Source organism: Ruegeria sp. HKCCD9138 (genome assembly GCF_057220975.1).
The window spans coordinates 80,142-103,100 of record NZ_JBWVAZ010000004.1 but is presented as its reverse complement, the minus strand read 5'-3'; the positions used below and the strand labels follow the sequence as shown (position 1 = coordinate 103,100).

The window sequence follows — 22,959 nt, the reverse complement described above, 5'->3', positions numbered from 1 at the left end:
TTTAGCGCATCCGGCTGATCACCACGGTGACTTCGGGCTTCTTGCCCAGCTCGATCTTTGCGCTTTGGCGAACGATCCGGCGCAGCGCCTCTTCCAGCTTGTCGTCGTCGCGCAGCGTCTTCGCGTCGGCTCGCATAAGAAACTGGTTCAGATCTTCTTCCAGAATTTCAACTATCGACGCGCTGGATCCTCCCAGTTCCGGCAGGCCGATTGTGTCACACCAGGGTTCACCCAGCGGTTCGTCTTCTTCATCCAGAATGACTGTGATCGTGACATGGCCATTCAGCGCCATGCGTATTCGGTCTCGGACGACGCCATCCAATGCGCCAATCTGGACCGTGCCATCCAGATAAGTCCTGCCCGTCTCGACATAGTCGGCAACTGTTGGCGCACTACCTGTCAGGTCCAGCATGGTGCCATTTACCGCCAGAGCACCGGCACGCCCGCCTGCCTCGGCCAGTTTCGCGTGTTCACGCAGGTGACGGTGTTCACCGTGCATCGGGATAACCATTTGCGGATTCATCAGCGCATGGACCTTTTCCAGATCCGGTCGGTTCGCGTGCCCCGAGACATGATAGAGGCCCGAACTGTCATCAACGACATCCACACCTTTTTCGCTCAGCTGATTGATGACGCGGATCACACCGCGTTCATTGCCCGGGATGGTTTTGGAAGAGAACAGAAACAGGTCGCCTTCTTTCGCCTCAAGCCCCCGGTATTTGCCGCGGGCAAGCTGCGCACTAGCGGCTCGGCGCTCTCCCTGACTGCCGGTGACGATCAGCATCAGGTTTTGGCGCGGCAGATCCACAGCCTCTTCGGCGCTGATGACACGCGGGAAATCGGTCAGGATGCCCGTTTCGGTCGCGGCTTCGATCATCCGCCGCATGGCACGGCCCAGCAACACGACGGAACGCCCTGCCCGCTGACCAGCTTCGGCCAGTGTTTTCACCCGCGCCACGTTTGACGCAAATGTGGTCGCAATCACCATACCCTTGGCGTCTTGTACCAGTTTTGTGATTTCAGGCCCGACTTCGGATTCCGATCGTCCAGGATGGGTCGAAAAGACGTTGGTACTGTCGCAGACCAGCGCCTGAACGCCCGGCTTTGCAACCTCGGCCCAAAGATCGGGATCAAACGGTTCACCGACCACCGGGTTGGCGTCCAGCTTGAAGTCCCCGGTATGCACAACCCGACCTGCGGGCGTGTCAATCACAAGTCCGGCGCTTTCCGGAATCGAGTGGGAAACAGGCAGAAAACCAACGGTAAACGGCCCCACCTTGACCTGCTCCGGCCAGGCCGAGACGGTCTGCACCGCTTCGGTCGGATGGCCATGATCCTCCATCTTGCGACGGGCAATGTTGGCCGTGAAAGCGCGGGCATAGATCGGTGCACCCAGTGACTGGTAGCAATGCGCCACCGCTCCGACATGGTCTTCGTGCGCATGGGTGACAAAAACCGCTTCGAGCTGGTCGGCACGTTCCTTCAGCCAAGTAATGTCGGCGAATATCAAGTCCACACCGGGTGAGCTGTCCATATCCGGGAATGCGACCCCGAGATCGACCAGAATCAGCCGTTCCTCACCCGGCTTTCCGTAGCCGTAGACATAGGCATTCATGCCAATTTCGCCTGCACCGCCCAGAGGCAGATAAATCAGTCTTTCGCTGCTCATGTTGAGCCATTTTCCTTGTTATAGCGATGGATCACGGTCAATCCGTGCATCGTCAGATCGTCTTCGAATGCGTCGAACAGGTGCGCGGCTTGCTGAAACAATGGCGCCAGCCCACCGGTTGCAATTACTTTCATGGGCACGGCAGCCTCGCCCTTTATGCGGTCGCAAATCTCGCGCACAAGGCCGACATAGCCCCAGAACACGCCGGATTGCATGCATTCAACAGTATTGGTGCCGATCACCTTCTGCGGCTTCGATATGTCGACATGCGGCAGTGCCGCCGCTGCCAGATGCAGCGCCTCAAGGCTCAGGTTCACTCCGGGCGCGATGACTCCACCCACGTAAGCACCGTCATGAGCGACTACATCGAACGTGGTGGCGGTTCCAAAATCCACTACGATCAGATCGCCGCCATGCCTGTCAAACGCGCCAGCGGTGTTCACCAACCGGTCCGGGCCTACTTGCGTGCCCTCGTCCACGCGTGGTTTGAAGGGCAGCAGCGTTTCGGGTTTGCCTACGACCAAGGGCCTACAACCAAAGAATCGGTCGGCAAAGACACGAAGGTTGAACACCACGCGCGGCACCGTGGACGAGATGATCACGTCCGTTATGTCCGCCTCGATGCCGTAATGCTTCACCAGCGTCGAATACCAGGTGAAATAGGCGTCCGCAGTGCGGGAATGGTGGGTCGAGGTGCGCAGCGTGCACAGGAATTTCTCGCCGTCCCAGATCGAGAAAACGGTGTTGGTATTGCCGCAGTCAATCGCCAGAAGCATCTGCGCCCCCTTTAGAAATACACATCCGCCGCCGGTATGCTGACGCGGCCTTTTGCGGTGTTTAAGACAAGGTTGCCGCCTGCGTCCACCGTTTCGAAGGTGCCAACCGTCTCAGACGCGGCGGCACGGGCGGTGATGACCTCCCCTAACCGGGCCGCGCGGGACAACCAAGCGGTTCGGATCGGCTCGAAGCCATAGGTGATGAATTGCGTTTCGTATCGGGCATAGGCAGCAGCCAATTCGGTCAGAAAGTCTTCGGCCGTCACGTGGGCACCGGTTTCCGACAGCAGAGAGACGGGACGTACCGAGCCGGGTTCGATCGTATCGGCACCGGGTGCCTCGGCGAGGTTGACACCAATTCCGATGGCCAGATGCGAGACACCCCGCCCCTGACCGGTGCTTTCCAGCAATATTCCGGCCAGCTTGCCGCCATTCAGCAACACATCATTCGGCCATTTCAGGGACAAACCCGCCGCCCGACCGGTAACTGCAACACAGGCATCAAACAATGCCAGTGCCGCAACAAAACTGCGAAGCGCCGCCTGCTCCGGATCACCTTCGGGTCGCATCAGCAATGTGGCGGCTAGATTTCCCTTGGGGTTGGCCCACGCCCTGCCCCGCCGCCCACGCGCCGCGGTTTGATGATGCGCCATGATCCAAACCGGGCCTGTGGCCGTCGGCGCGATCCGCGCGGCTTCGCTCAGAGTGCTATCGACTTCCTGCAATACGTGCAGGCCGTATCCCGATGGCCAGTCACTCATGTCAAAAAGGCCCGGTCGCACGACCGAGCCTCCTTTTTCTGTAATCGTTTCAGGTCAGTTGACAAGCGTCGTCGCCGCAGCCGCAGCCGCGCCTTCGAGGCCGAACTGGTAGAACACGCCAATCAGCATCAGCGCCGCCGAACCCATCAATGCCCCCCACAGAACGGGCGAGGAACGGGTTTCGATCGGATCTTCGTTTTCGGCACCGAAATACATGTAGAACACGATCCGCAAGTAATAGAACGCGCCGATGACCGAGGCGATTGCCGATACGATGACCAAACCGATCAGACCTGCATCCACACCGGCCTGCCAGACACCAAACTTGGCAAAGAAACCCAGCATCGGGGGCACGCCTGCAAGGCTGAACATCAGGATCAGAACGGCAAGCGCCTTGCCCGGATCGCGTTTCGAATACTGCCGTAACGCGTCGATATCCGTCACAGGCTTGCCATCACGCTCCATCATCAGGATGAAGGCGAAAGTGCCGATGTTCATGGTCACGTAGATCGCCAGATACATCAGCATCGCCTTGACGCCCATTTCCGTCCCTGCAGCCAAACCAATCAGCGCATAGCCCATATGGGCAATCGACGAAAATGCCATCAGTCGCTTGATGTCGCGTTGACCAATGGCCGCGACAGCGCCCAGCAGCATCGACAATACCGAAAGCAAGACAATCACCTGCTGCCAATCCTGGATCACACCGCCAAAAGCGTCATGCATCAGGCGCGCGAACAGTGCCATTGCCGCCACCTTGGGCGCGGTGGCAAAGAACGCGGTGATCGGAGTGGGCGAGCCCTCATATACATCCGGCGTCCACATGTGAAACGGCACGGCAGAGACCTTGAACGCCAGCCCCGAGATCAGGAAGACCAGACCGAACAGCAACCCGATCGATATATCGTCGTGATGCACCGTCTGGATTATGCCCGAGAACAGCGTTGTCCCAGTAAAGCCGTATACCAGCGAAGCGCCGTACAGCAGCAGGCCCGAGCTGAGCGCGCCAAGAACAAAATACTTCAGTCCCGCTTCGGTCGATTTCGCGCTGTCACGCCGCAAGGCGGCCACGACATAAAGCGACAGGGATTGCAGCTCCAACCCCATATACAGCGACATCAAATCGCCGGCGCTAACCATCATCATCATGCCGACGGCGGCCAAAGCGACCAGCAGCGGATATTCAAACCGCAGCAAGCCACGGCGCGCCATGTAATCCTGACTCATCAACAGAACGGCAGCGGCAGAAAGCAGGATCGCAACCTTGGAGAAACGGGCGAAACCGTCATCGACGAACATGCCGTTGAAGGCGACGTTAGTGCCGTCGCCATTTGTCGCAATCCAGATTGCAAGCAGCGCCATAAGCCCCGCAGTGGCCCAGACCAGAACCGGCGCCAGCCCGTCCTTGGTGGTGTAGACAGCCCCGATCAGCGCCGCCATCGCATAGATTGCCAGAACTATTTCCGGCAGGATTATTGTCAGATCAGCCTGGATCATGTCTCCAAAGCTCCCTTAATGCGAAGCGGCCGTCTGGGTCGCAGCCTCAGCCGCGGCCAGAGCCGTGTCATAGTTCGAAATCAGCGCAGCGGTGGAATTGCCGATCACATCGGTCACCAGCGACGGATACACGCCCAGCAGGATGGTCATCACGACCAGCGGCGCAAAGATCAGCCGCTCGCGCGAGCTCATGTCGGTGATGGCTTTCAGGCTTTCCTTTATCAGATCGCCAAAGACCACCCGGCGATACAGCCACAGCGCATAGCCCGCCGAGAAGATCACACCAGTCGCGGCAACGGCCGTCACCCAGGTGTTGACCTGGAACGCACCCATCAGGGTCAGGAATTCTCCGATGAACCCACTGGTGCCGGGCAGACCGACATTGGCCATGGTGAACAGCATGAAGACCAGAGCGTATGCGGGCATCCGGATCACCAGACCGCCATACGCGTCGATGTCACGGGTATGCATCCGGTCGTAGATCACGCCGACACAAAGGAAGAGCGCCGCCGAGATGAACCCGTGGCTCAGCATCTGGAAAATTGCCCCATCAATCCCCTGCTGGTTCGCCGCAAAAATCCCCATGGTCACAAAGCCCATATGCGCGACCGAGGAATAGGCGATCAGCTTCTTCATATCCTCCTGCACCAGCGCAACCAGCGAGGTGTAGACGACAGCAATCGCCGACATCCACAGCACCAGATCGGTCATCACCGCCGAACCCACCGGGAACATCGGCAGGCTGAACCGCAGGAAGCCATAGCCGCCCATTTTCAGCAGGATCGCCGCCAGAACCACCGACCCGGCGGTCGGTGCCTGTACGTGCGCATCCGGCAGCCATGTGTGTACCGGCCACATCGGCATCTTCACCGCAAAGGACGCGAAGAAGGCAAGGAACATCAGCGTCTGCAAGCCGCCGACGATATAGATGCCCAGCACGCTGAACCCTTCGGACGAGAACTGATGGCTCATCAGCGCTTCAATGTCCGTGGTGCCCGCATCTGCATACATCGCAACCATCGCCACCAGCATCAGCACCGAGCCGAGGAAAGTATACAGGAAGAACTTGAAGCTGGCGTAGATGCGATCCTTACCGCCCCAGATGCCAATGATCAGGAACATCGGGATCAGGCCTGCTTCGAAAAACAGGTAGAACAGCACCAGATCCAACGCCATGAACACACCCAGCATCAGCGTTTCCAGCAGCAGGAAGGCGATCATGTATTCCTTGACGCGGTCGGTGACCTGCCAACTTGCCAGAATGGTCAGCGGCATGATGAAGGTGGTCAGCAGGACGAACAGAACGCTGATCCCGTCCACGCCCATCTTGTATTTAAGACCCATCAGCCAGCGGCCCTCTTCCACCATCTGGAAGCCGGTATTCGAAGGATCAAAGCCAGTGTAGATGCCGATCGAGACCAGGAAGGTCACGGTCGTCGCAACCAGCGCCACCCATTTGGCGTTGCGCTGCGCGGCTGCGTCCTCGCCATGCAGGAACAGGGCAAGGATGCCTGCTGCGATGGCGGGGATGAAGGTGACGATGGAGAGGATATTATCCATTATTGTGCGCCTCCGCCAATCGACATCCAGGTGATAAGGGCGGCGATGCCCAGAACCATCCAGAAAGCGTAAGTAAAGATGTAGCCCGTCTGTGCCTTGCCTGCGAGGCGGGTGAAGAAGGGGACGACACCCATGGCGACCCCGTTCAGGAAGCCGTCGATGGTATTGCCATCACCGCGTTTCCACAGGAAGCGGCCCAGCGCGATGGTCGGCTTGACGAAAACGGCATCGTAGATTTCGTCAAAGTACCATTTGTTCAGCAGGAACAGGTACAGCGGGCGCTGGTTTGCGGCCAGACGTGCCGGCAGCGACGTGTTCACGATGTAGAACCAGTAGGCCACGACAAAGCCCAGCACCATTGCAACAAAGGGCGAAACCTTGACCCATTTCGGGGCCGCGTGCGCGTCATCCAGAACGTGGTTGTCAGGTGCGATATACATTGCTCCCTCACCCGGCTGGCCCGCAAAGACATAATGGTGATCGCCGCCGCCCTCAGACGCGGTTTCTCCGTGCCCGTCATCTGCCAATTCAGCCTCGCCATGACCTTCGTCTGCTTGGGCAGTATCTGCATGAGCCTCGTCACCATGACCCGCATCAGCAGCGGCATGGTCGCCCGCCTCTGCATGCGCCGCGGCCTCGGCCATCGGAATGCCATAGAACTTGCCCACTTTGTCGGCATGCCCAAAGAAGTTGCTGTACCAGATCATCCCCGAGAAGACCGCGCCCAGCGACAGGACGCCCAGCGGCACCAGCATGGACATCGGGCTTTCATGCGCGTGCTCATGCGTGTGCTTGTCGCCGCGCGGCTCACCGTAGAAGGTCAGGAAGATCAGACGCCAGCTATAGAACGAGGTGAACATCGCCGCGATCACGAGCATCCAGAACGCATACCCGGTTCCACCCGCATAGGCGCTTTCGATGATTGCGTCCTTCGACAAGAACCCGGCAAACCCTATCGTCGTCAGCGGGATACCGACACCGGTGATGGCCAGCGTTCCGATCATCATCGCCCAGAAGGTGTATGGGATCTTTTTCCTCAACCCACCGTATTCGGTCATCTCCTGCTCGTGATGCATCGCGTGGATCACCGAACCGGCCCCGAGGAACAACAATGCCTTGAAGAAGGCGTGCGTCAGCAAGTGGAACATCGCGGCCGAGTACATGCCTACACCAGCCGCCACGAACATGTATCCAAGCTGGGAACAGGTCGAATAGGCGATAACGCGTTTGATGTCGGTCTGGACCAGACCCACGGTCGCCGCAAAAAACGCCGTGGACGCGCCAAGGAAGGTGATGAATCCGGTCGCGCCCGGCGCGAACTCCATCAACGGCGACATACGGCAGACCAGGAACACACCTGCGGTCACCATGGTCGCGGCGTGGATCAGCGCGGACACAGGGGTCGGGCCTTCCATCGCATCCGGCAGCCAGGTGTGCAGGATAAGCTGAGCCGACTTACCCATCGCGCCGATGAACAGCAGCACGCAGACGATTTCGATTGCGGTCCACTCACCCCACAGGAACGTCAACTGGGTTTCCGCCATCGTCGGCGCAGCGGCAAAAACATCCGAAAAGTTGATGCTGTCCGTCAGGAAGAACAGTGCAAAGATGCCAAGCGCAAAGCCAAAGTCACCCACCCGGTTGACGATGAACGCCTTGATCGCGGCGGCATTGGCCGAAGGTTTGCGGTAATAGAAACCGATCAGCAGATAAGACGCGACGCCCACGCCTTCCCAGCCAAAGAACATCTGCACCAGATTGTCGGCTGTCACCAGCATCAGCATGGCGAAGGTGAAGAACGACAGATAGGCAAAGAAGCGCGGCTTATAGCTCTCACCCTCGCGCCATTGCGGGTCGTGATCCATATAGCCAAAGGAATAAAGGTGCACGAGCGCCGAAACAGTCGTCACCACGATCAGCATGATCGCGGTCAGGCGGTCCAAACGAATGGCCCAGCTTGTCGACAACGACCCGCTTTCGATCCAGCGCATGACTTCGATCTGCTGGGTTTGACCGTCGAACGTGAAGAAAACGATCCAACTGAGCAGACAGGCCAGGAACAGCAGGCCCGTGGCGGTCCACATGGCGGCCTTCTCGCCAATGAATCTCCAGCCAAACCCGCAGAGCAGCGCGCCCACCAGCGGGGCAAAGAGGATGGTGGTTTCCATGTTCTCTTACCCCTTCATCATATTGACGTCTTCAACCGCGATGGTGCCGCGGTTGCGGAAGAAGCAGACCAGAATGGCCAGACCAATCGCCGCCTCGGCCGCCGCAACGGTCAGCACGAACAGCGTAAACACCTGCCCGACCAGATCGCCGAGGAAACTGGAAAACGCCACGAGGTTGATATTCACCGCCAGCAGCATCAGTTCGATGCTCATCAGCAGGATGATGACGTTCTTGCGGTTCAGGAAGAGACCGAAGATGCCGATGACGAACAGCGTCGCCGCGACCGTAAGATAGTGTTCAAGTCCGATCATAGCTTCGCTCCTGGCGAGTCGGGATAGTAGAGTTTGCAGCCGCACAATTGATCATAACGGTCTTTACGTTTCTCTGTTTTGAAGCGTTCGTTGAGGTCATATTGAACCGCAAGATCGCGGCGAGAGGCGCGTTCAGCTAAATCCGCCAATCGCCCTTCTGCGTTCGGTACTAGTCCGGGCGGCAAGGGCCAAATCTCATCGACATCAATCGATGGGCCACACGAAGTAAATCCAACAACCGGCCCGCTAATATTGATCCCTGTCCGATTTTTGCAGTCTAAGACATTTACACTTCTGCCGATCTTCTGGGCAACAAACTCGCTCCCCAAATCAAAGGCAGCGCTGCCTTTGACCCAATCTTGATCGCCACCATTGACGAAGCTGCAATCTGTTTCTTGAACAACGCGCGCATTCTGCCAAGTCTTCAGGTACGCAAACGTGCAAGCCGCAGCATCTGTGGAAACAGCACACATCAATATAGCAACCGAAATCGGCTTGAGATGTAAGCGCATCACAACCCCTGCCCCGGTTTCACGTCCTTCAACTCCATCGCCTTGGCCGGGTCGCGCATCATCTGGCCGACGATGTCCTGACGCTTGATGTCCTGACGGTGGCGCAGCGTCAAAACGATGGCGCCGATCATAGCCACCAGCAGGATCAGGCCTGCCAGTTGGAACAGAAGGAAGTATTGATCGTAAAGAATGACACCGAGTGCCTCGGTGTTGTGGCGGTCCACCGGGACCGGCTGCGCCAGATTTGCGGCAGCACCCTGCGCGCTATCCCATGCCCCGAAGGCCATGACGAACTGCATCAGGATCACCAGACCGATCAACAGGGCCAGCGGCATATAGCGCGCCATCTCGGCCTTGAGCTCGGCAAAGTCCACATCCAGCATCATCACCACGAAGAGGAACAGAACCGCGACCGCGCCCACGTAAACGATGATCAGCAACATCGCCACGAACTCGGCCCCCAACAGAACGAAAAGTCCCGCCGAGGACAGGAAGGACAGGATCAGCCACAGCACCGAGTGCACCGGCTGACGGCTGATCACCGTGAACAGTCCGCCGGTGATGGCGCTGATGGCAAACAGATAGAAGGCAAAGACGGTCATTGATCCTCATCCTCGTTGTCGCCCATGACCTCTTGCGCCAGATCCAGCGCGCGGGTCATGGCCGGGATGCCGGCAAAGACCGACATCTGACCGATCGTTTCCACGATCTCTTGTTTTCTTGCACCAGCTTCCAGCGCGTGGCGGACGGTCTGGCGTACGGCCGAGTCCGCCTGTGCGCCCTGACAGGTCAGCCCGGCCAGCGTCAGCAACAGGCGGGTCTTGGCGTCCAGACCGTCTTTGTTGACGGTGTTGCCGAACATCATCTCCATGACCTCTTTGGGCATGGTCGGCCACAGCGCCTCGAACCCCTTGGGCGAGAAGCTCTCCATCGCCGGGTTCATCGCCTTGGCCATGTCCTGAGCCTGTTTCATCATCAGCTCGAACGGATTTGTCGGGCTGTCACTCATCTGTACGGCGCGTCCATTTCCAGATTGCGGGCGATTTCGGCTTCCCAGCGTTCGCCGTTATCCAGCAGTTTTTCCTTGTCATAGAACAGCTCTTCGCGGGTTTCGGTGGCGAATTCAAAGTTCGGGCCTTCGACGATGGCATCGACCGGGCACGCCTCTTGGCAGAAGCCGCAATAGATACACTTGGTCATGTCGATGTCATAGCGCGTGGTGCGGCGGCTGCCGTCTTCGCGCGGTTCGGCGTCGATGGTGATGGCCTGCGCCGGACAGATCGCCTCGCACAGTTTGCAGGCGATACAGCGTTCCTCGCCGTTCGGATAACGGCGTAAGGCGTGTTCGCCCCGAAAGCGTGGCGACAGAGGGCCCTTTTCGTGCGGGTAGTTGATGGTGGCTTTAGGAGAGAAGAAGTACTTCAGTCCCAGCTTCATGCCGACCCAGAAGTCCTGCAGAAGGAAGTACTTGGCAGCGCGGGTGTAGTCGATTTGGGTCATATCAGCCTCCTACGCTCCAACGCGCGAACGCGCCCCAGAACCAGTCGAATTTTGCAGCAAATGCCACGAAGACAACCCAAGCCAGCGAGAATGGCAGGAACACTTTCCAGCCCAAGCGCATCAACTGGTCATAGCGGTAGCGGGGTGTGATCGCCTTTACCATCGCGAAGATGAAGAAGAAGAATGCCATCTTGCCGACCATCCACAGCACGCCGTCGGGCAGACCAGGGATCGGTGACAGCCAGCCGCCGAAGAACAGTAGTGTGGTCAGGGCACACATCAGGAAGATCGCGATGTATTCACCGGCCATGAACAGCAGGAAGGGTGTGGCCGAGTATTCGACCTGATAACCCGCAACCAGTTCCGATTCCGCCTCGGGCAGATCGAACGGAGGTCGGTTTGTTTCGGCCAGCGCAGAGATGAAGAACAGGAACACCATCGGGAAATGCGGCAGCCAGTACCAGCTGAAGAAACCGAAACGGCCATCCTGCGCGTGTACGATGTCGCCAAAGTTCATCGAACCGGTCGAGATGATCACACCGATGATGATCAGACCGATGGACACTTCGTAAGAGATCATCTGCGCCGCAGACCGCAGCGAGCCAAGGAACGGGTACTTTGAGTTCGACGCCCACCCCCCCATAATCACGCCATAAACCTCTAGTGAGGAGACGGCGAAGACATAAAGGATAGCGACGTTGATATCCGACAGAACCCAACCATCGTTAAACGGGATCACTGCCCAGGCGATCATCGCCAAAACGAAGGATGTCAGCGGCGCGAGAATGAACACCGTGCGGTCGGCCCCGGCAGGGATGACCACTTCTTTGACCACATATTTCAGCGCGTCCGCCACTGATTGCAGCAGGCCATAGACGCCCACCACGTTCGGGCCGCGGCGCATCTGGACAGCGGCCCAGATTTTGCGGTCGCCGTAAACAAGGAACAACAGCGAGATCATCACAAACGCAACGACTGCAAGCACTTGCGCCAGAATGATGATGGCTATTCCGCCTGGGGTGTTAAAGAATTCAGCCATTGGTCCTCACACCGTGGGTATTCCGTTTTCCGCGAGCGATGCAAAGGCCAGATGCCTGCGCACTAAGCGGCTGGGTCGGCGCGTTGGTGTAAACAGCATCTGCCGCCATTGCGCCACCCTTAATCTTGGGTTTCACACACAAATCGGGCGCAGCGTACTGCCACCCGGCAGTCGCGTTTGCCTGCGATATGAAACAGCTCCGGTTCATTCCGCCGCGATCTTCTCGGATTTGCGGGCCTGCGCCTTCGCTGAAAGCTCGGCCATCAACTGCGACGCGCGCGCAATCGGGTTGGTCAGGTAGAAATCCTTGATCGCGTACCGGAAGGTCGCCTTGCCCAGAGAACCCGCGTCCAGCGCTTGGATCTCGTTCTCGATCACTTCGTCGATGCGGGCCAGATGCGGCACGGCTTCGATCAGCGCGGTGCGCAGTTGCGCCAGCGAGTCATATGGCAGCGTCGCCCCAAGTTCGGCGGACAACGCCCGCAGGATCGCCCAGTTTTCCTTGGCCTCACCCGGTGCAAACCCGGCGCGCATGGCCAGTTGCGGGCGGCCTTCGGTGTTCACGAACAACCCGTTTTCCTCGGTATAGGCGGCACCCGGCAGGATAACATCAGCGCGGTGTGCGCCTCGGTCACCATGGCTGCCTTGATAGATAACGAAAGCCCCGTCGCCGATTTCGACTTCATCCGCGCCGAGGTTATAAATCACTTCTGCCGAGCTGACCGCATCCATGCCGCCTTCGTTGGTGGCATCCACATCCATCGCACCCACGCGCGAGGCTGCGGTATGCAGAACGATCAGGCCACTTTCCGTATTCGCAGCAACGGTTTGCGCGGCGGCCAGAACTGCCGCGCCATCGGCCTCTTGCAATGCCCCCTGCCCCACGATGACCAGTGACGCCTTGCCTTTGATCTCATCATCGCCACCCATTTCGACGACCTGTTGCAGAGCTGCCCGGTCGTCGCCTACGTGATGATAGTCATAGGTCAGATCGACAGCAGGCCCGACCAGAGCCACCTCGGCCCCATGCGCCCAAGCCTTGCGAATGCGCGCGTTCAGAACCGGTGCCTCATCGCGCGGGTTGGTGCCGATCAGCAGAATACGCTCGGCCGTGTCGATGTCCTCAATCGCGGCAGTGCCCGCATAGGCCCCCCGGTTGCCCGCAGGCAACCTTGCCCCATCCGTACGGCATTCGACGACGCCGCCCTGCCCTTCGATCATCTGCTTCAACGCAAATGCGGCCTCAACCGGGGCCAGATCACCTACGATCCCGGCAGGTTTCTCAGCCCCTTTCAGCGCCTCGGCAGCTTTGGTCAGTGCCTCGGGCCACGTAGCCGGAAGCAGTTTGCCGTTTTCGCGGACATAAGGCGTGTCCAGACGCTGTCGACGCAGGCCGTCCCAGACGAACCGCGTCTTGTCGCTGATCCACTCTTCGTTCACGCCATCATGGTTGCGTGGCAAAAAGCGCATCACTTCGCGGCCTTTGGTGTCCACGCGGATGTTCGAACCCAAGGCATCCATCACGTCGATGGATTCCGTTTTCGTCAGTTCCCACGGACGTGCGGTAAAGGCGTAAGGTTTCGAGGTCAGCGCACCAACCGGGCACAGATCGATGATGTTGCCCTGCAGGTTCGAGTCCAAAGTCTGGTTCAGATACGAGGTGATTTCGGCATCCTCTCCCCGCCCGGTCTGACCCATCTGGGTGATCCCCGCGACCTCGGTCGTAAAACGCACGCAGCGGGTGCAGCTGATACAGCGGGTCATCGCGGTGCCGACAAGCGGCCCCAGATCCAGATCATCCACCGCGCGCTTGGCTTCTTTGAAGCGCGTACCGGACATTCCATAGGCCATGGCCTGATCCTGAAGGTCACACTCGCCACCCTGATCGCAGATCGGGCAATCCAGTGGGTGGTTGATGAGAAGGAACTCCATCACCCCCTCGCGGGCCTTTTTGACCATCGGCGAGTTGGTTTTGACCACTGGAGGTTGCCCTTCCGGCCCCGGTCGAAGATCACGCACCTGCATCGCGCACGAGGCCGCTGGTTTCGGCGGCCCGCCTACGACCTCAACCAGACACATCCGGCAGTTACCGGCGATCGACAGACGCTCGTGATAGCAGAAACGCGGCACCTCGACCCCGGCTTGCTCACAAGCCTGAATCAGGGTCATCGCACCTTCGACTTCGATTTCCTGCCCGTCGATATTGATCTTGCGGAGGTCAGACATGGCTCTCAGTTCGCTCTCAAATACACGCCGATGGCGCTGTTTCTTTCGATTTCCGCCCGACCCAGCGTGCAGAAGGAATTGGGATTGTCATAGGAAACACCGTGCTGGGCCAGATAGGCCTCGCCCTTGGCGCGCATCCTGTCCTTTTCGGCGTCCGATTCCACATAGGCCCGGATTTCCCTGTCCGAGTACCCCAGTTTGTTCGCCTTGGAACGCAGCCCCCACATCACCCCAATCGCCTTCATCCGACGCCCGCTGATCGACGGGCAGTAATCGGAAATCTCGTTTGCGATGGCGATGTAATAGAGTTCGTTGTCGATCTCTTTGACATCCCTCAAGGGCGGTTTTGCATCCGCTGCGGCAGGCACCATCAGTGCAACGGCGAACGCGAGCGTCTTCATAGCAGTCATTAGCTTTCCTTTCGTCTTGGGTTCCCCAAGACGAGTCCCCGTTGGATTGCTATGCAATAGCAGCCCACCAGCGGAAAGCGGATATGCAGTAACGCGGTTCATGGGCGACGGCAGGTCCCTGCGAATGTCAGCTTGTCGTTTTCAATCTGCAGGTTCTGCGGATCGGTATCCGGACCGATCGCCCAAGAAATCCGGGACGAGCCGAAATTATTGATGCAGAACTTGGTTCCTTCGTACCGTCCAGCTTCGCGTGCGCCATCCAATGAGGCCGATACGCCGCTTACGGTCACGCGAAAATCGGCGGGCGATGCCCGCTTGTCTACAGCCTTGGCGCTGGCACGGAAAGACTTGCCGTCAAACAGGATACGATCACTGGATGAACCGCCGCCACAGGCCGACACGAGAGATATGGCCACGACCGCGCCAACCAATGCCGCTCGTTTTGTCACGGCCATGTTCCTTGCTGCCGTGCCAACCAGTGCCGAAGGCCGAGTTTGAGCATCCTTCCGCGTCATCAGAAAGCCGCCACCAATGCCATCAATCCAAGGATCAGCATGCAAGCCCAACCGACGACATAGAAAATCGATCGCAACCCACTGTGTGGGGTGCCGAGCCCGCGCAAGTGGATCACCAGCATGACAACGCGTGCTACCAGCGCAACGGAGGCCAACAAGTTCACCCAGAATGGGCTTGCCCCCAGCAAAATAGCGGCCACGGTCACCGTCAGATAGGCTGGCAGTGTCTCGGTGCCGTTCAGATAGGCGCGATTGAGGCGGTACCCCTTGTCTGAATAATCCTGTTCCGGCGTCGCACCCGGAGCCAGACCCTTACCAGCCTTGGCAAGAGCCGAGAACGGCGACAGGAACAGAACGATCAGGGTGAAAACGACCAAAGAGGCGATCGCGTGTGAATATTCGGCGTAGACTTCCATTGGGCTTACTCCGCTGCCATCGCACCCATACGGCCCGACTTCTGAGCCTTGATGCGGTCCTCGATCTCTTCCCGGAAATTACGGATCAGGCCCTGGATCGGCCATGCAGCCGCATCACCCAGGGCGCAGATCGTGTGACCTTCGACCTGCTTGGTTACGTCGAACAGCATGTCGATCTCTTCCAACTCGGCCTCTCCCCGCACCAGACGGTCCATGACACGCATCATCCAGCCTGTGCCCTCACGGCACGGCGTGCACTGACCGCAACTTTCGTGCTTGTAGAATTTCGACAGGCGCCAAATCGCTTTGATTATGTCGGTGGACTTGTCCATTACGATAACTGCAGCCGTGCCGAGGCCCGACCCCAGATCGTTGCGCAGGTGGTCAAAATCCATAATCGCGTCACGCATATGCTCGCCGCGAACACAAGGCACTGATGACCCGCCGGGGATGACCGCCAGCAGATTGTCCCAACCACCGCGAATGCCGCCGCAGTGGGTCTCGATTAGTTCTTCAAAGGGGATCGACATCGCCTCTTCAACGACACACGGGTTGTTCACGTGGCCCGAGATCGCAAACAGCTTGGTGCCCGCGTTGTTCTGACGACCAAAACCCGCGAACCAATCCGCGCCCCGGCGCAGGATAGTCGGCACAACGGCAATGGATTCCACGTTGTTTACCGTGGTCGGACAACCATACAATCCCGCGCCCGCCGGGAACGGAGGTTTCATCCGCGGCATGCCCTTCTTGCCCTCAAGGCTTTCCAGCAGAGCGGTTTCCTCGCCGCAGATATAGGCCCCGGCCCCGTGATGCAGGAACAAATCGAAATCCCAACCCGAACCGGCAGCGTTCTTGCCCAGTAGACCCGCGTCATAGGCTTCGTCAATCGCCGCCTGCAGCGCCTCACGCTCGCGGATATATTCGCCGCGCAGGTAAATGTAACACGTATGCGCATTCATCGCGAAGGACGCGATCAGGCAGCCTTCGATCAGCGTATGCGGATCATGGCGCATAATCTCGCGGTCTTTACAGGTGCCGGGCTCGGATTCGTCGGCGTTCACAACCAGATAAGCCGGACGACCGTCGCTTTCCTTGGGCATGAACGACCATTTCAGACCGGTGGGGAAGCCCGCACCACCGCGCCCACGCAGCCCCGAGTCCTTCATCGTCTGGATGATCCAGTCGCGCCCCTTCTCAATCAGGCCAGCAGTGCCGTCCCAATGCCCGCGGGCTTGCGCGCCTTTCAGCGTACGCTCATGCATCCCGTAGATGTTGGTAAAGATCCGGTCCTGATCCTTCAGCATCGTATATTACCTTCAGCTGTCCTGACGCATGCGCCAGAGTTGAAAAATGTTAACGCCCGCATAAATGAATCCCGCCAACGCAGCGAGATCAAAAAGCAGCGCATAGCGCCCCGGCATTCCCAGCGCGGGTCCGATGAACAGCGTCATGGCAAGCCACAGCAGCATGGTCACAGCGATGACAATGCCGATATGTCGACCCTTGCGGGCTATGGCCTGTTCCTTGTCTTTGTCCATCTCACCTCGATGCCCCGGATGGGCACCGTCGTTTAGTCTTCGTAAGTGCCGTCTTCCTTGGCACGTTTGGCGAATTCGGTTTCCTCACCCGCCGCAAGTTTGGCCGCCTGTTCGATCCAGCCGTCACGCTCGATCCGGCCTTTGAATTTCAGCCGCGCATCGACCCAGGCCACCTGTTCCGGTGTCCAAGCTGCGATCTGGTCGTAGTGATAGAAGCCCAGTTCGTTCAGCGTTTGCTCGAGTTTCGGGCCCACGCCTTTCAGCAATTTGAGGTCATCCGCCTTACCATCGCGCGCCGCAGTCAGCGTTTCAGGCTGATCTTCCTTGTCGGCCTTGGCTTCCTCAGCCTGCTTCACCGCAGGCTTGGCCGGTTTCGGTGCTTTTGGCGGCTTTGGCGCAGCCTTGGTCGATGCAGCCTTGCCGTCCTTACCCAGCCAAGGGGTCAGGATCGGAACCTCTGTCCCGTCGATGCGTTTGACCGTATCGCCCAAATCGACGGCCAACTCGACGCTGGCATTGTACTGAGGTTTGCCCGCTTCATATTCATTCAGGCTGCTAAGACCGCTCAGTGGTTCTGCCGCATAACGCCCGTTTTGTGGACCCGGCGTAGGTACCTTGCCAGCGGCCAGATCGTCGATGATTTTACTGAAACTTTCGGCCGTCAGATCTTCGTAGTAGTCCTTGCCGATTTGCGCCATCGGCGCGTTGGTGCAGGACCCGAGGCATTCTACCTCTTCCCAGCTCAGCTTGCCATCGGCGGACAGTTCATGCGGCTTTGCGGCGATCTTTTCCTTGCAGACGGCTATCAGATCCTCGGCCCCGCAGATCATGCAGGACGTGGTGCCACAGACTTGAATATGCGCCACCGAGCCAACCGGTTGCAGTTGGAACATGAAGTAGAACGACGCAACCTCAAGCACGCGGATATAGGCCATGCCCAGCATGTCGGCGACCAATTCAATCGCCGGGCGGCTCAGCCAGCCCTCCTGCTCCTGCGCGCGCCACAACAGCGGAATGACCGCGCTGGCCTGACGCCCTTCGGGGTATTTGGTGATCTGTGCTTCGGCCCATTGCTGGTTGGCAGCGGTGAAGGCAAAGCTTTCGGGTTGTTCGGGATGAAGACGGCGGAGCATTAGCGGTCAATCTCTCCAAATACGACGTCCATGGTGCCGATGATGGCGGCTACGTCGGCCAGTTGGTGGCCCTTGGCAACGTGGTCCATGGCTTGCAGATGCAGGAAGCCCGGCGCGCGCAGTTTGGCACGGTAGGGTTTGTTGGTGCCGTCGGCGACCAGATAGACGCCAAATTCGCCCTTGGGCGCCTCGACGGCGGCATAGACCTCGCCGGCGGGGACGTGGAAGCCTTCGGTGTAAAGCTTGAAGTGGTGGATCAAGCTTTCCATCGAGGTCTTCATGTCCGAGCGTTTCGGCGGGGTAATCTTGCCGCGCGCCAGAACATCACCCGGGCAATCGCGAATCTTGGCGATGGCTTGCTGGATGATCGACAGCGACTGACGCATTTCTTCCATGCGGACAAGGTAACGATCATAGCAGTCGCCGTTCTTGCCGACGGGGATCTGGAATTCAAACTCGTCGTAGCATTCATAGGGCTGCGCGCGACGCAGGTCCCAAGCCAGACCCGATCCGCGCACCATTACGCCCGAGAATCCGTATTTCTGGATGTCATCTTCGGTCACGACGCCAATATCGGCATTGCGCTGTTTGAAGATGCGGTTTTCGGTCAGCAGACCGTCAATGTCGTCCAGTACGGCGGGGAACTCGTGGCTCCAGGCCTCGATATCGTCCAGCAGTTCCGGCGGCAGGTCCTGATGCACACCGCCGGGGCGGAAATAGGCCGCGTGTAGACGTGCACCGCAGGCACGCTCGTAGAACACCATCAGCTTTTCACGCTCTTCAAAACCCCAGAGCGGCGGGGTCAGAGCACCCACGTCCATCGCCTGAGTGGTCACGTTCAGAAGGTGGTTCAGGACGCGCCCGATCTCGGAATACAGAACCCGGATCAGCGAACCCCGGCGCGGCACCTCGACCCCGGTCAGTTTTTCGATGGCCAGACACCAGGCGTGTTCCTGGTTCATCGGTGCCACATAGTCCAGGCGGTCGAAATACGGCAGGTTCTGCAGATACGTGCGGCTTTCCATCAGCTTTTCGGTGCCGCGGTGTAGCAGGCCGATATGCGGGTCGCACCGTTCGACGATCTCGCCGTCGAGTTCGAGCACAAGACGCAAAACCCCGTGCGCCGCAGGGTGTTGCGGACCGAAGTTAATGTTGAAATTGCGGATCTTCTGTTCTCCGCTCAGCGCGTCCGTGCTGCCGTCATCGTATCTTGAGCCGTCCATCAACGCCCTCGTTTCTTCTTTTTCGCCTCGGCCCGCACCCGGACCTTTTCGGCTTCGGCCGCTTTGGCAGCAGCCCCTGCAAGCAAGACGCCCAATGCGCCCAAAACGATCAGTTCGCCCATCATGTCAGCGTCGCTCCATCTCTTGCAGTTTCATGGCCATCATCCACAGCAGGACAATCACGACCGGAGAGATGATGCATGCAAACGCCCAGTTCTTGTTGATCCCGAAATGCGGCAGCAGCTTGATCATCGGAACGACTGTTGCAACGACCAGAATTATCCAGATCAGGAACTCGAACATGATTAGGTCTCCTGTTTCTCATCCCCTGGCAGAATGTAGTTCGCACCTTCCCACGGAGACATGAAATCGAATTGACGGTATTCCTGCACCAGCGAGACGGGCTCGTAGACCACGCGCTTTTGCGCCTCGTCATAGCGAACCTCGGTATAGCCGGTGGTCGGGAAATCCTTGCGCAACGGATAGCCGCGGAACCCATAATCCGTGAGAATGCGCCGCAGGTCCGGATGGCCCGAGAATAGAATCCCGAACATGTCGAACACCTCACGCTCGAACCAGTTGGCCGAGGGATGTACATCCACGATCGAGGGGACCATGTCTTCTTCGCGGATCGACACCCGCAGGCGGATGCGCTGGTTCTGGTACATCGACAGGAAGTGGTAGACCACATCGAACCGCTTGGCCCGTTCGGGATAGTCGACGCCGGTGATGTCAACCAAGGTCGAGAATTTGCAATTCTGGTCCGATCGGAGAAACTCAACGAATTCAACAAGGTTCGAAGGAGCCACATCTATGTTCAGTTCACCATGGGTCACATCCCACGACAGAACACAATCGGCCCGTTTCAGTTCAAGCTGCGCGCCGAGTTCTTTGAGTGCTTCGCTCATCAGCTCTCTCCTCAGCGTACGATAGTGCCGGTGCGGCGAATTTTGCGTTGCAGCTGCATCAGACCATACAGCAATGCCTCGGCGGTCGGGGGGCAGCCGGGTACATAAATGTCCACCGGAACGATCCGGTCACAGCCACGCACGACGGAATAGGAATAGTGGTAATAGCCACCGCCATTTGCGCAGGACCCCATCGAGATAACGTAGCGCGGCTCTGGCATCTGATCATAAACCTTGCGCAGCGCCGGGGCCATCTTGTTGGTCAGTGTCCCGGCCACGATCATTACGTCGGACTGACGTGGGGAGGCGCGCGGGGCGATGCCGAACCGTTCCGCATCATAACGCGGCATCGAGGTGTGCATCATCTCGACCGCGCAGCAGGCCAGACCGAAAGTCATCCAGTGCAGTGATCCGGTTCGAGCCCAGTTGATGATGTCCTCAGTCGAGGTGAGCAGAAACCCTTTGTCCTGCAGCTCGGCGTTCAGGGCCTGGGTGGCGACTTCCTTGTCGACGCCGGCGGTGTTTGCGCCCGTCATCACTCCCATTCCAGGGCCCCCTTCTTCCATTCATAGGCAAAGCCGATGGTCAGCACCGCCAGGAACACCATCATGGACCAGAAACCAACATCACTTATGTCCCGGAAGCCCACGGCCCACGGGAACAGGAATGCGATTTCCAGATCGAATATGATGAAAAGAATCGAAACCAAATAGAATCGGACGTCAAATTTCATCCGCGCATCGTCGAAAGCGTTGAAACCACATTCATATGCGCTGACTTTTTCGGGGTCCGGATTGCGGACGGCCAGTACAACAGCCGCAAGAATCAAGACGATTCCAAGGCCTATAGCAACGGCCAGAAACACCAGGATCGGGAGATACTCCCGCAACAGGTCTTCCACGAATAGCTCCTTTCCTGCGCATGCCCCGAAAGGGTGCGCCGTCAATTGGCGTGTTGACTGGACATTCTCTATCCGCGCGGGGTCAGAGGGTCAACCGAACAGAAACGCGCAGGGGGCTAATTCTGGGCTTGCCATTGATTGTTAATAAGCCGCAGTTTTCGCGAATCCCCGGTCAATGAAATAGGCGTTAAACCTAACTATTCCATGCAGGTTTTCGTTTGTCGAAGAAAGCTCCGATTCCCTCTTGCGCTTCCTCGGTTTCCCAGCGCTCGACAAGAGCTTGGATCGTGTGGTCGATCATGTCATCGTCAATGCGCGGTCCCAGTGTCCGCACCAGCTTTTTGGCAGAGGCCACGGCACCGGGTGCGCAGGACAAATAAGGGGAAACCTCCGCCTCGACCGCGCTCTGCAAATCTGTGACCGGGACCACCCGCGCCAGAAGTCCGAGATCCACCGCCTCAGACGCGTCAAACAACCGGGCCGACATGAACACGCGTCGCGCGCGCGCTTCGCCCATACGGACAATGACATAAGGGCCAATGGTCGCCGGGATCAGCCCCAGACGCGTTTCGGTCAGGCCCATTTTTAAGGTCTCGACACCTATTGCCACGTCGCAGACTGCGGCAAGCCCCACGCCGCCGCCAAAAGCGTTGCCTTGCAGTGCTCCGATCAAAGGTTTGGACAGCGTATTCAATGCGCTCAGCATTTCCGCCAGTTTTCGCGCTTCGACAAATCGCGTGGCTGGATCTGCAGCCATCTGGTCCTGCATCCAGCCCAAATCGCCACCCGCACAGAAGCTTTTGCCCGTGCTTGCCAGAACGACCACGCGCACGGTGTCATCCGCCCCCAATTGACCAGCAGCCTGGGTCAACTCGGCTATCATTTGCGCGGACATCGCGTTGTGTTTGTCCGGACGGTTCAATGTCAGTGTCGCAACGCCACGGCTATCGGCGGTCAATGAGATTGTTTCGAACATATCTGCTCCTCAACCCTTGCGCATGGCGCGCGCTATCTGCGCGGCTTGGTCCAGAACCGTCATTTCCAGTCCCGTCCGGTATCCCAGCCGCTCTAAATGCGCAACGACGGCTTCTGTCGCCACGTTTCCCGAGGCACCGGGGGCGTAAGGGCAACCGCCCAGCCCGCCCACAGCTGCGTCGAAAACCCGCACGCCCAACGACAGCGCGGCATCGATATTGTCGATGGCACGACCATTCGTGTCGTGGAAATGCCCCGCCAACCGGGTCACAGGCACCCGCTCACGCACGGCCAGCAGCATATGGGCAACCTTGTCCGGTGTGCCCTGCCCGATCGTATCGCCCAGCGAGACTTCGTAGCAACCGAGCGCGAACAGCCGATCCGCCACCTCGGCCACCTTTTCAGGCGGAGTAGGTCCGTCATAGGGGCAATCAGTGACACAAGACACGTAGCCCCTGACGGGCAAGTCGATGTGTCGAGCCGCTTCGAGGATCGGAGTGAACCGCTCGATGGATTCGGCGATGGTGGCGTTGATATTGGCCTTGGAGAACCCTTCGGACGCTGACGCGAACACCGCGATTTCATCCGCTTTGGCGGCCAGAGCATCCTCATATCCGCGCATATTCGGCGTCAGCGCGGCGTAGCGCACGTTTTCCGCTCGCGTGATACCAGCCAAAACGTCGGCGCTGCCGGCCATCTGCGGCACCCATTTCGGAGACACGAAACTCGCAACCTCGATCCGGTTGAACCCGGCGCGGCTGAGGCAGTCCACAAGCGCGACTTTCTCGGCCACAGGGATTTCACGCTGTTCGTTCTGCAATCCGTCGCGCGGACCAACTTCGAAAATCTCGACCCGTTCATCCATTTCTGTGCTTCTCCTAGTTTCTAAGCCACCGATGGCTCGACTGTGCCACGGGTGA

At 58.7% G+C, this 22,959-nt stretch carries 27 protein-coding genes; all 27 read right to left on the bottom strand.

Translation table 11 applies throughout. The features are described 5' to 3' along the window. Nucleotide 1 precedes the first annotated feature (1 nt). The 27 genes from AC2TEL_RS08510 to AC2TEL_RS08380 all read right to left on the bottom strand — a co-directional run bounded on the left by AC2TEL_RS08510 (nucleotide 2) and on the right by AC2TEL_RS08380 (nucleotide 22,904). On the bottom strand, nucleotides 2-1,669 hold the full coding sequence (locus tag AC2TEL_RS08510) for a ribonuclease J (protein ID WP_480903183.1): 1,668 nt from the start codon (nucleotides 1,667-1,669) through the stop codon (nucleotides 2-4). Further along, the gene (locus AC2TEL_RS08505) at nucleotides 1,666-2,445 is read right to left on the bottom strand and encodes a type III pantothenate kinase (RefSeq protein WP_480843473.1); all 780 of its coding nucleotides are present in this window, start codon (nucleotides 2,443-2,445) and stop codon (nucleotides 1,666-1,668) included. The genes AC2TEL_RS08510 and AC2TEL_RS08505 overlap by 4 nt, the downstream gene beginning before the upstream one ends. 11 nt (nucleotides 2,446-2,456) lie before the next feature. Beyond that, entirely contained in the window at nucleotides 2,457-3,206 is a 750-nt protein-coding gene (locus AC2TEL_RS08500; protein ID WP_480903597.1) for a biotin--[acetyl-CoA-carboxylase] ligase, read from the bottom strand. Between the two features lie 54 nt (nucleotides 3,207-3,260). Then, nucleotides 3,261-4,703 carry an NADH-quinone oxidoreductase subunit NuoN gene (gene nuoN / locus AC2TEL_RS08495; protein ID WP_480903181.1) on the bottom strand — a complete coding sequence of 481 codons (1,443 nt, stop codon included), beginning with the start codon at nucleotides 4,701-4,703 and terminating at the stop codon, nucleotides 3,261-3,263. A 15-nt stretch (nucleotides 4,704-4,718) separates the two neighbouring features. Next, entirely contained in the window at nucleotides 4,719-6,263 is a 1,545-nt protein-coding gene (locus AC2TEL_RS08490) for an NADH-quinone oxidoreductase subunit M (protein ID WP_480843477.1), read from the bottom strand. Then, the gene (gene nuoL, locus AC2TEL_RS08485) at nucleotides 6,263-8,431 is read right to left on the bottom strand and encodes an NADH-quinone oxidoreductase subunit L (protein ID WP_480903180.1); all 2,169 of its coding nucleotides are present in this window, start codon (nucleotides 8,429-8,431) and stop codon (nucleotides 6,263-6,265) included. The genes AC2TEL_RS08490 and nuoL overlap by 1 nt, the downstream gene beginning before the upstream one ends. A 6-nt stretch (nucleotides 8,432-8,437) precedes the next feature. Continuing rightward, nucleotides 8,438-8,743 (bottom strand): NADH-quinone oxidoreductase subunit NuoK, encoded by a 306-nt coding sequence (gene nuoK, locus AC2TEL_RS08480; RefSeq protein ID WP_005984024.1) that lies wholly within the window; start codon nucleotides 8,741-8,743, stop codon nucleotides 8,438-8,440. Next, nucleotides 8,740-9,255 carry a hypothetical protein gene (locus AC2TEL_RS08475; RefSeq protein ID WP_480903178.1) on the bottom strand — a complete coding sequence of 172 codons (516 nt, stop codon included), beginning with the start codon at nucleotides 9,253-9,255 and terminating at the stop codon, nucleotides 8,740-8,742. The genes nuoK and AC2TEL_RS08475 overlap by 4 nt, the downstream gene beginning before the upstream one ends. Beyond that, nucleotides 9,255-9,857: an NADH-quinone oxidoreductase subunit J gene (locus tag AC2TEL_RS08470; protein ID WP_480903176.1), complete on the bottom strand. Its 603-nt coding sequence runs from the start codon at nucleotides 9,855-9,857 to the stop codon at nucleotides 9,255-9,257. Before AC2TEL_RS08470 ends, AC2TEL_RS08475 begins: the two co-directional genes overlap by 1 nt. After that, the gene (locus tag AC2TEL_RS08465; RefSeq protein ID WP_480903175.1) at nucleotides 9,854-10,264 is read right to left on the bottom strand and encodes a carboxymuconolactone decarboxylase family protein; all 411 of its coding nucleotides are present in this window, start codon (nucleotides 10,262-10,264) and stop codon (nucleotides 9,854-9,856) included. The genes AC2TEL_RS08470 and AC2TEL_RS08465 overlap by 4 nt, the downstream gene beginning before the upstream one ends. Continuing rightward, a complete protein-coding gene (gene nuoI / locus AC2TEL_RS08460) occupies nucleotides 10,261-10,755 on the bottom strand; it encodes an NADH-quinone oxidoreductase subunit NuoI (protein WP_480843483.1) in 495 nt (164 codons plus the stop codon). The genes AC2TEL_RS08465 and nuoI overlap by 4 nt, the downstream gene beginning before the upstream one ends. A 1-nt stretch (nucleotide 10,756) precedes the next feature. Then, complete coding sequence (gene nuoH / locus AC2TEL_RS08455; RefSeq protein WP_480843485.1) at nucleotides 10,757-11,794, bottom strand: NADH-quinone oxidoreductase subunit NuoH; 1,038 nt, start codon at nucleotides 11,792-11,794, stop codon at nucleotides 10,757-10,759. A 204-nt stretch (nucleotides 11,795-11,998) separates the two neighbouring features. Then, on the bottom strand, nucleotides 11,999-14,020 hold the full coding sequence (gene nuoG / locus AC2TEL_RS08450) for an NADH-quinone oxidoreductase subunit NuoG (RefSeq protein ID WP_480903173.1): 2,022 nt from the start codon (nucleotides 14,018-14,020) through the stop codon (nucleotides 11,999-12,001). Nucleotides 14,021-14,025: 5 nt separating this feature from the next. Then, nucleotides 14,026-14,430, bottom strand: coding sequence for a DUF5333 domain-containing protein (locus tag AC2TEL_RS08445; RefSeq protein ID WP_480843488.1), 405 nt, complete (start codon nucleotides 14,428-14,430; stop codon nucleotides 14,026-14,028). 98 nt (nucleotides 14,431-14,528) lie between these two features. Then, nucleotides 14,529-14,945, bottom strand: a complete 417-nt coding sequence (locus tag AC2TEL_RS08440; RefSeq protein WP_480903171.1) for a hypothetical protein — start codon at nucleotides 14,943-14,945, stop codon at nucleotides 14,529-14,531. Beyond that, nucleotides 14,945-15,361 carry an MAPEG family protein gene (locus AC2TEL_RS08435; protein WP_480843492.1) on the bottom strand — a complete coding sequence of 139 codons (417 nt, stop codon included), beginning with the start codon at nucleotides 15,359-15,361 and terminating at the stop codon, nucleotides 14,945-14,947. Before AC2TEL_RS08435 ends, AC2TEL_RS08440 begins: the two co-directional genes overlap by 1 nt. A 5-nt stretch (nucleotides 15,362-15,366) precedes the next feature. Beyond that, a complete protein-coding gene (gene nuoF / locus AC2TEL_RS08430; protein ID WP_480843493.1) occupies nucleotides 15,367-16,665 on the bottom strand; it encodes an NADH-quinone oxidoreductase subunit NuoF in 1,299 nt (432 codons plus the stop codon). Between the two features lie 12 nt (nucleotides 16,666-16,677). After that, nucleotides 16,678-16,899: a DUF5337 domain-containing protein gene (locus AC2TEL_RS08425; RefSeq protein ID WP_480843495.1), complete on the bottom strand. Its 222-nt coding sequence runs from the start codon at nucleotides 16,897-16,899 to the stop codon at nucleotides 16,678-16,680. Nucleotides 16,900-16,931: 32 nt separating this feature from the next. Beyond that, entirely contained in the window at nucleotides 16,932-18,032 is a 1,101-nt protein-coding gene (gene nuoE, locus AC2TEL_RS08420; protein ID WP_480843496.1) for an NADH-quinone oxidoreductase subunit NuoE, read from the bottom strand. Next, a complete protein-coding gene (locus AC2TEL_RS08415; RefSeq protein ID WP_480843498.1) occupies nucleotides 18,032-19,255 on the bottom strand; it encodes an NADH-quinone oxidoreductase subunit D in 1,224 nt (407 codons plus the stop codon). The genes nuoE and AC2TEL_RS08415 overlap by 1 nt, the downstream gene beginning before the upstream one ends. Then, entirely contained in the window at nucleotides 19,255-19,377 is a 123-nt protein-coding gene (locus tag AC2TEL_RS08410) for a hypothetical protein (RefSeq protein WP_480713765.1), read from the bottom strand. Before AC2TEL_RS08410 ends, AC2TEL_RS08415 begins: the two co-directional genes overlap by 1 nt. 4 nt (nucleotides 19,378-19,381) lie before the next feature. Beyond that, the gene (locus tag AC2TEL_RS08405) at nucleotides 19,382-19,558 is read right to left on the bottom strand and encodes a hypothetical protein (RefSeq protein WP_480529897.1); all 177 of its coding nucleotides are present in this window, start codon (nucleotides 19,556-19,558) and stop codon (nucleotides 19,382-19,384) included. 2 nt (nucleotides 19,559-19,560) lie between these two features. Beyond that, nucleotides 19,561-20,163: an NADH-quinone oxidoreductase subunit C gene (locus AC2TEL_RS08400; RefSeq protein WP_480843501.1), complete on the bottom strand. Its 603-nt coding sequence runs from the start codon at nucleotides 20,161-20,163 to the stop codon at nucleotides 19,561-19,563. A gap of 11 nt (nucleotides 20,164-20,174) precedes the next feature. Beyond that, nucleotides 20,175-20,708: a NuoB/complex I 20 kDa subunit family protein gene (locus AC2TEL_RS08395; RefSeq protein WP_037307875.1), complete on the bottom strand. Its 534-nt coding sequence runs from the start codon at nucleotides 20,706-20,708 to the stop codon at nucleotides 20,175-20,177. Next, nucleotides 20,699-21,064, bottom strand: coding sequence for an NADH-quinone oxidoreductase subunit A (locus tag AC2TEL_RS08390; RefSeq protein ID WP_480818527.1), 366 nt, complete (start codon nucleotides 21,062-21,064; stop codon nucleotides 20,699-20,701). Before AC2TEL_RS08390 ends, AC2TEL_RS08395 begins: the two co-directional genes overlap by 10 nt. Before the next feature lie 193 nt (nucleotides 21,065-21,257). Then, nucleotides 21,258-22,040: a crotonase/enoyl-CoA hydratase family protein gene (locus AC2TEL_RS08385; RefSeq protein ID WP_480843503.1), complete on the bottom strand. Its 783-nt coding sequence runs from the start codon at nucleotides 22,038-22,040 to the stop codon at nucleotides 21,258-21,260. Nucleotides 22,041-22,049: 9 nt separating this feature from the next. Continuing rightward, nucleotides 22,050-22,904 (bottom strand): hydroxymethylglutaryl-CoA lyase, encoded by an 855-nt coding sequence (locus AC2TEL_RS08380; protein WP_480843505.1) that lies wholly within the window; start codon nucleotides 22,902-22,904, stop codon nucleotides 22,050-22,052. Nucleotides 22,905-22,959: the final 55 nt, after the last annotated feature.